Raw genomic sequence first — 1,486 nt, 5'->3', positions numbered from 1 at the left:
CTGCTGAAGATAAAGACAAATTAATAAACTGGGTAGAAGAATACTTGCAAGACTACGGCCTAAACAAAAATCAATGGCAAGATCAATTTTTAGCTCGCCTTCATCGTCTCACCAAAATACTACATATAGATCAAATTATTAGCTATTTACCTGATGAGTGTGATCGACTAATTTTGATACCTCATCGCTTCCTGCACCTGCTGCCTCTTCATGCCTTACCTCTAACTGACCCTCAATACTGCCTCCTAGATCGCTTTCCCAGAGGTGTGAGTTATGCTCCAAGTTGCCAACTGCTGCAATTAAGCCAAAATCGAAATCGCACCGATTTTAAAGATTTTTTTGCTATTCAAAATCCTAGCAAAGACCTGAGTTTTACTGATATTGAAGTTGAAACAATCAGGAGACAATTTCAGCCTAATGATGATGTTTTAGTTAACGAAGATGCAAAAAAAGAAGCCTTGGACAATGATCGCTTTCGTAATGCTCATTGTATTCATTTTTCTTGTCATGGTTACTTTGATTTTGAATCACCTTTGGACTCGGCTGTTATCTTGGCTGATGCAACAAACTATGCTATGGAAACACTGGAAGATAACAGTTATGAAATTTATTCGCGGGAAGGTACAAAAATTAATTTAGAAAAGTGCCTTACTTTAAGAGAAATTTTTGACCTCGATCTCAGGCAATGTCGCTTAGTAACTCTTTCAGCTTGTGAAACTGGGTTGATTGACTTTACCAGCCAAAGCGATGAGTATATCGGATTACCTAGTGGCTTCCTAGTTGCTGGTAGTTCCAGTGTGGTTAGCAGCCTCTGGGCAGTAAACGACTTTTCTACAAGTTTATTGATGATTAAGTTTTATGATAATCTGCAACATCAAGCATCGCTAGCTACATCACTCTGCCAAGCTCAACTATGGCTGCGGGATGCCACAATAGCTGAACTAGAACATTGGATCGATCAAAGACAATTACATTTAAACCCTACTTTGAAAATGAATTTACGTCGTAGGTTCCATAAACTTCAAGATAACTTCAAACCCTTTCAAGAGCCTTTCTATTGGGCCGCATTCTGTCTGGTTGGTCAAGCCTGAACTCACTACTTAAATTAAGTACAATATCAGGTTTATGGTAAGGAAAATGATATGCGATCGCCTCTCAAAGCTTCAAAGTCAAAGATCGTCTCATTTTCACCCAATCTGCATAACAACAGTGACTCCCTTCGATATACCAGTAGCACAGTTAGCAAACCAACAGCCATGAGCCGATACTACCACCCCACGCGCTACACCAGTCGCAGCCCGCAACCCCCAGCCGCACGCACCCAAATTAATCAATCTTGGTTCAAGTCGCCCCTTATTTTATCCGCAATTCTTTTAGGCTTGGGCGTAGTCGGCGCTACCCTATTTGTTGAGTTTACCACCCAGCGCATCATCCACATCCGGGCTGACGACAATTCCGATTCGGCGGAAACTTATACAGCCCAGCG

At 41.4% G+C, this 1,486-nt stretch carries 2 protein-coding genes; both read left to right on the top strand.

What is annotated here, in order from left to right; all coding sequences use genetic code 11:
* Window positions 1-1,091 (top strand): CHAT domain-containing protein (locus IQ270_RS30185; protein ID WP_193976770.1); only part of this gene is annotated, 1,091 nt, incomplete at its 5' end.
* 165 nt (window positions 1,092-1,256) lie between these two features.
* Window positions 1,257-1,486: hypothetical protein (locus IQ270_RS30180; RefSeq protein ID WP_193976769.1), on the top strand; the 230-nt coding region annotated here is incomplete at its 3' end.

Source organism: Microcoleus sp. LEGE 07076, assembly GCF_015207455.1.
Lineage (GTDB): Bacteria > Cyanobacteriota > Cyanobacteriia > Cyanobacteriales > Microcoleaceae > Microcoleus.
Note: the sequence above shows the minus strand (reverse complement) of the source record. Positions and strands in the feature narration are given on the sequence as shown.